Annotated in this window: 4 protein-coding genes and 1 pseudogene; all 5 read right to left on the bottom strand. The window is 36.3% G+C overall.

Annotated features, from left to right (window positions below):
* Positions 1-497 (bottom strand): annotated as a pseudogene (locus GQR52_RS20010) (transposase); the annotation flags it as partial.
* A 123-nt stretch (positions 498-620) separates the two neighbouring features.
* Positions 621-1,688, bottom strand: a complete 1,068-nt coding sequence (locus GQR52_RS20005; RefSeq protein WP_165729575.1) for a hypothetical protein — start codon at positions 1,686-1,688, stop codon at positions 621-623.
* Positions 1,681-2,097: a hypothetical protein gene (locus GQR52_RS20000; RefSeq protein WP_165729574.1), complete on the bottom strand. Its 417-nt coding sequence runs from the start codon at positions 2,095-2,097 to the stop codon at positions 1,681-1,683. The genes GQR52_RS20005 and GQR52_RS20000 overlap by 8 nt, the downstream gene beginning before the upstream one ends.
* Positions 2,098-2,517: 420 nt before the next feature.
* Positions 2,518-3,585, bottom strand: coding sequence for a hypothetical protein (locus GQR52_RS19995; protein WP_101163521.1), 1,068 nt, complete (start codon positions 3,583-3,585; stop codon positions 2,518-2,520).
* Positions 3,578-6,133, bottom strand: a complete 2,556-nt coding sequence (locus GQR52_RS19990; RefSeq protein WP_165729573.1) for a hypothetical protein — start codon at positions 6,131-6,133, stop codon at positions 3,578-3,580. The genes GQR52_RS19995 and GQR52_RS19990 overlap by 8 nt, the downstream gene beginning before the upstream one ends.
* Positions 6,134-6,277 lie beyond the last annotated feature (144 nt).

The raw sequence follows: 6,277 nt of genomic DNA, 5'->3' as shown, positions 1-6,277 counted from the left end.
AAGCGTCCCTCCCAGAACCGTCCTGTGCAGTTATCTTCTTTGTTCGCTCTGCGCGCAATACCTTCATTTAATAAGCGCATAAACCAGCTGATACTTGATAAGCGCTCTCGGTATTGCTTTACTGTTTGATTAAAAAATATAAGTTCTATTTTGCTTAACTTTTCGCCCTGGATGTATTTTTGTGTAATCAACGTACCTTTACAAAGCTTGTGCCACCGAATAACAATCGCTTTATCATTCAGCCGATTGGCTTTTTTATCGTCAACATACAACACCAAGTGCGTGTGGTTACTCATGACAGCATAAGCACACACATCAATACAAAATACCTTCGCTAATTCAAGTAGCTTATCTTCAACCCAGCCTCGTCGATGTTCGTAAGACTTCCCCGTAAAGTGGTCTTCACCACACAGAAAGGCTCGACGAACACACCGTGAAATACAATGATAATATTTTGTATCAACCAAACTTACTTGACGCTTTCTTGCAATAGCCATGTGACACCCTGCTTGTTTTTTGCACTAAACAAAGGCTAGCCTCTAACTTCGAAAAGTGCAAAATTTAGGATGAGTGTCTTGTTAATTCGCTTTCTTGTTAATTCGCTTATCTTGTTAATTCGCTTACAAATCAACCATCAAAAATGAAGTGAATTTTTGCCACAACGTTTTCCCGAACTTAATTTCACTCTCAGGCTTGATGTTAACTGCGTATTTCCATGGAAGTTTAAAAATATCTGGCGGTGTTAGCTTTTTAATAGGTTTTCCCATCAATAAGTTATCAAGCTGCTCTTCATCATTAAATTCTTTTCTAAGCTCGTCATCCACTTTAAACATTTCTTTTAAAAATGACTTATCAACACGATACCAAAAGTACTTAGGGCGACCATTGGCTTTATCAAATTCAGCAGTGGTTTTATCAAACTCACGATAATATTCAAATTGCGGGATATCAGCCAAAGGTTGGGTAACATCCATAAAGTTTTGTAATAACTCCCAATGTAAAAAAGCGCAGGCTATTTGGTTACTATAAGTCTGCTCATAACGGATGTTTTTCTTATAATGCAGTAATGTAAAGCCTCTGTTAGCAAAACCGCTTTTAGGATTATGGGCTACTTTATAGTGAGCATTGAACTCTTCAAAAGGGAGTGTATCAAAACTTTTTGCATCTTTAGTAGGTATTTCAACCATACCCGTTTTCCGATTAAAAATTGTGGCTAGATTAAATTTGAAACGAAAAAATGGCCAAATTAGCAAGCTAATTAACTTAGATCCCCCCCAGCAACATGAAAGAATGATAAAAAAATCAAATGCAAGATCATATGCTCCCAAAGCAAGGGAAAATAACGGTAGAATAAACATAAAAAAAACAAAGAATAAATGTAGCATAGCCCAGGTAAAGTTTATCAAACCAATCATATTTGTAGCATTTGAAATTAATGCCAAGGTCAACTTATTCTTTCCTTTTGTTAAAATTGAACGATCATAGTCCGTTTGACCATTAATATTCCCTTTATAATAACTCTTCTGACTGTTATCAAAGCAATACCCGATTAGATCCTCCCTAGGGTAAATAGCTTGCTTGCTTTGATAACGGCAATACATTGAATCGCGCTCATCAACTGATATTTCATTTCTAAACTTTTCATCTTGCTTACCTCTGTAAGCTGTGTCAGCATATTGTTCAAGCATATTCGATTTCCTTTATTGTCCAGGCCTTGTCTGGTATTTCTCCATCTTCCCAATCATTGCGCTCATCAACATCCACATAAGGCAAGGTCACATTTTTATCTAACCGATACTGCACTTTTACTTTCCAATCAACCTCAAAGTTTAATGGCCACATTGATAATACTGGTATGGTATATTTAAACCCAGTAATAGCCCCTGATTCAGTGTTTTCTTTTTGGATAACCTGCCAATTTTTATGGCCATGACGAAACTCCTGCTCAAAATGCAAAATTCCCTCATCTTCAATTTGGTAAACTTGAACAAATAACTCTGATTGCCCTAGAGCAAAATTTGGCGTGTCTATATCTATCGTTAATTGGCAATGGGAACTAGTTAGCTTTTTGACCCCTAGCTGAACACTTGGGTTCATCAATATGCCTACCAATGCGGCATAGCACTCTTTTGGTTGAGTGTGCCATTTTTTATAACTACCAGTACAACGGTCATCTACGTCTTTTGCAAATGGGCCATTTTTAGTCCAAGTTTCTAGCTCATTATCTGTGACTAATATAGCAATAATTGTAAATTAAACTAGACAGCCACTCTAATTGTGCAAGGCCAAACTGCAAAAAATTAGGTTGGGTGTCTAGTTTATTTTTGTTTTCGAAAAGTGCAAAATTTAGGATGAGTGTCTTGTTAATTCGCTTTTTCACTAAATAACCTAGGCAGCACTAATGCTGCCTAGGTTTAACTTCCTTTTATGATTGTTAAAGAACTACGGTTAGTTAACCGATTTAAAACCCTGGTTCTTCATGAAAAATAGAAAGCTGTATTTAATTTTTTCAACAGCTTACAAATCAACCATCAAAAATGAAGTGAATTTCTGCCACAAGGTTTTCCCAAACTTAATTTCACTCTCGGGCTTAATGTTATCTGTGTATTTCCATGGAAATTTAAAAATATCTGGCGGTGTTAGCTTTTTAATAGGTTTTCCCGCCAATAAGTTATCAAGCTGCTCTTCATCATTAAATTCTTTTCTAAGCTCATCATCAGCTTGATTCATTTTCTTTAAAAATGACTTATCAACGCGATACCAAAAGTACTTAGGGCGACCATTGGCTTTATCAAATTCAGCAGTGGTTTTATCAAACTCTCGGTAATATTCAAATTGTGGGATGTCTGCTAATGGCTGAGTAACATCCATAAAGTTTTGTAATAATTCCCAATGTTGAAAACTGCAAGCTATCTCATTGTTGTAAGCAACATCATAACGCTGATCTTCTTTATAATGAAGAAGCGTAAGCCCTCTATGTGGAAATCCACTTTTGGGATTATGTGTAGCTTTGTAGTGAGCATTAAATTCTTCAAAGCTTAAATAAGCAAAGCTCTTTGCATCGCTTTTGGGTACTTTAACTACACCTGTTTTACGTTCGAAAATAACTGCTAATTTAAAATTAGATCTAAAATATGGCCATATTACCCAGTTTGAAATTTTTGAAAAACACCAAACAGATAACAACACAGTGTAACTATCAAATGCTTCAGCAATATCTCCAAGCAAAAAACTAGTAATAGGAAAAGCTAGCAAAAGAAACAGTATTGATATGTGGAATATCCCCCAAGCGAAAGTTAAAGTGTCTATGAGACTTACAGGGTTAGAAGCCAAAGGTAATTCCAATCGGCTCTCATTTTGACTAAGAATACTTCGATGCTGGTTTGCTGCACCACTTATATTCAATTTATATTCTAATCTTTGAGAGTTATCAAAGCAGTGCCCAAACACATCACCTCTAGGAAATAACGCTTGCTTACTTTGGTAACGGCAATACATAGAGTCACGCTCATCAGTCGCTATTCCATCTCTATACTTTGTATCTTGCTTGCCTCTGTAAACAGTTTCAGCATACTCTTCAAGCATATTTTATTTCCTTTATTATCCATGCTTTGTCTGGTATTTCGCCGGTTTTCCAGTCACTGCGCTCGTCAATGTCCACATAAGGCAAGGTCACATTTTTATCTAACCGATACTGCACTTTTACTTGCCAATCAACGTCAAAGTTTAATGGCCACATTGATAAAATCGGGACAATATATTGAAACCCATTTATAATCCCTGATTCAGTATTTTCTTTTTGGATTATTTGCCAATTTTTATGGTCGTGACGAAATTCATTTTCAAAATGCAAAATGCCCTCATCTTCAATTTGGTAAACTTGAACAAACACCTCTGATTGCCCTAACGCAAAGTTTGGTGTGTCTATATCAATGGTTAATTGGCAATGGGAACTAGTTAGCTTTTTGACCCCTAATGTAATATTTGGGTTCATCAATGTGCCTACCAATGCGGCATAACACTCTTTTGGTTGAGTGCGCCATTTATTATAACTACCAGTACAGCGGTCATCAATATCTTTAGCAAAGGGACCATTTTTAGTCCAAGTTTCTAATTCATTATCCGTTACCAAAATAGCTATGATTGCAATGAGCAGACCGATAGCGATTATTGCCCAACCTAAAGGTGTGGTTAACAATGCTGCTCCTAGATAAATAAAACCTGCGACGGCTACAACACCACTCAAAACATGAAAAAATGCAGCGTCCAAATCGTTCTTTTTGACTGATGTATATGTGTCTAACCCACATAGAAAAACTGTAATTACTAACCCTATTGAACCCAATAGCCTGGAAAGCAGCACAGTTCGACTAAACACCCTAACAGATAGTTTTAATAAATTATTTATTGATGCAAGCCTAAAAGAAGCTACTTCAAGAGATAAAGTAGCTAAACTATAAACTAGATTAATAACTTCTAATTTAACTTTACTTGTAACTTTATCCCCTGCCTTAAACCTTTTAATCATCTCGTTAGCATTAAACATCTCAAACGCTAACATCACCATTGGTAAGTTGTGCTCTAATACTCTTATACCTTTGAGCTTAACTGTATCAACTGCGCCTAGCTTAAAGTCAGGATTATCATATGCTTTTGCATACCGATGCGCTTTAGGTACTACAACTAACTCACCCTCGATCGAATCATACCTACCGATTAAGTCATTGTAATCAATCCAATTTTCTGGATTAAAATAGCCTTTATTACTTCCGAATGATTTAGGGTCTTCAGAGGCAATTACATTTTCTTTACTATCGTAGATAGTTACTGCATTGGGTGGCGGATTTTTCACACTTTCACGTAGCATTGCACGCCTTTGCTGCCTATTGTTTTGCGTGCGTTTATAATTGGTAATGCCAATTACTGATGGGTTATCGCCTAGCACAGCCCCAGCCTGTTTTATATGTATATCTGCAAAGTCACTAATACCAAGTGCTTTGTTATAAGAGACCATCAAATTTCTAATTTTTAGAGTATGCGGTTTTAAAACGCCATTTTGATATTGACTCGCAACTCGCCCCCAGGCGGCAGTTAAATAGCCCACCGCATCTTTAGCTTTACCAAAAAACTCTTTTAAACCTTTATTTGCAAGCAGGAGTTCTTGCTCTTGCTTTTCTTCGATCAACTTTTCATGAATGCGCTTAAACTCTTCAAATCTAAATTTAGCTTCACCGTTATTCTTTTCTTTTGGTAAGGTTTTTAAAACAACACTACCGGGGATACTTATATCAAAGTGTCCTTCAGGGATCATAAAACACTCAGATAGCCAGTTGCCTTTCTCAAACGTGTTTTTTAAAAAGCTTTCAATTGCGCTTGTGGCTTTATTTATATTATTTTTACGCTCGTTTTCAGCAGGTAACTTTTCTTTCCAAGGCCTAAATACACCAGTTGAAACATCGTCGATACTCAATATATTTAATACATTAGTGATAAAGTTAAAGCCAAATAAGTAGTCTACATTTTCAAGAGCTACCCAGTCATTCATTACTGGAGCTAAACCAATATAATCACTTTGCTTAGACGTTAAAGCCGAATCGTTATTTAAGTCTTGTAAAAAATCAACAAACTCTTTTTGTGCAATAGGCAACTCTTTAAGTAGTTGTTCTAATTTGTCACTTGAAAGGTAGCTTTCTAAATAATCTTTATCTAAGTGTTTTGCTCCACTACGTAAAAATCCTGCACCCGAGCTTTTATCTATATAGTTAAGCTTCGGCATTGCATACTTTGAAGGGTAATAGATTGGATTTTTTTCTGATAGTTGATGTAATTCATCATTTAGCATTGCTTGATATGCAAGAACACCAGAATCATAGTGCTTTTTATCTGTTAGCTTTTTATTCTCAATCTGTAATTGCAAGAAAATCATTTGGCATTTATTTAATAAAGAAAGCGCAATCCCACCTGGGTCATGGATTGTAATTTGGCCTTCACTCTCTGCTGCGGCTAAATTAATCTGTTGGCAGCGAGCGTTTCGCAATGAATCAGCTAACCCTTGGTCTTCAACATACGTAGGTGCTTTAGCGTTAACACTTTTTTGTCGTGGATCATCTTTGTAAAGTCCGCCGAGGCTCACAATATACTGCCATGACCATTGTGCGATGGAAAAAGCAACCTGTACTGTGGGTTCGGAATTAAACTAGACAGCCACTCTAATTGTGCAAGCTAAACTGTGCCATAAAATCTACTTTTTATGTTAAAAACTTACCTTTCCTTATCT

Source organism: Pseudoalteromonas sp. 31A1 (genome assembly GCF_011378815.1).
GTDB classification, from domain to species: Bacteria; Pseudomonadota; Gammaproteobacteria; order Enterobacterales; family Alteromonadaceae; genus Pseudoalteromonas; species Pseudoalteromonas arctica.
This window is presented reverse-complemented; position numbering and strand designations above follow the sequence as displayed.

Coding starts and splice junctions, on each gene's coding strand:
- GQR52_RS20005 (WP_165729575.1), bottom strand. CDS start 1,688: ATGCTTGAACAATATGCTGACACAGCTTACAGAGGTAAGCAAGATGAA.
- GQR52_RS20000 (WP_165729574.1), bottom strand. CDS start 2,097: ATGAACCCAAGTGTTCAGCTAGGGGTCAAAAAGCTAACTAGTTCCCAT.
- GQR52_RS19995 (WP_101163521.1), bottom strand. CDS start 3,585: ATGCTTGAAGAGTATGCTGAAACTGTTTACAGAGGCAAGCAAGATACA.